We start from the raw sequence: 237 nt of genomic DNA, 5'->3' as shown, positions 1-237 counted from the left end.
TCCTCGTGCTGGTCATCCTCTATCTGTTGCTGTGGGAGCCGGCCTTCGAGGGCCAGCGCCGCATCGAAAAGGCCCTGCCGCAGATGCGCAGCCAGTTGGCGGAAATGGAAACGCTCGGCCAGGAAGCCCGCGGGCTGTCGGCCATTGCCGCCGCGCCGGTGCCGCATGGCGCAGAACTGCAGCAGGCACTCAACACCAGCCTCACCAACCATGGCCTGAAGGCCACGCGGATGGCAC

The 237-nt window shown here is 66.7% G+C and carries 1 protein-coding gene; it reads left to right on the top strand.

The window, feature by feature from the left end; all coding sequences use genetic code 11:
- Positions 1 to 237, top strand: a 237-nt coding sequence (gene gspM, locus ACVA58_RS28690; protein WP_446513624.1) for a type II secretion system protein GspM, incomplete at both ends; no start/stop codon positions are given.

Source organism: Photobacterium sp. DNB22_13_2 (assembly GCF_052873915.1).
Note: the sequence above shows the minus strand (reverse complement) of the source record. Positions and strands in the feature narration are given on the sequence as shown.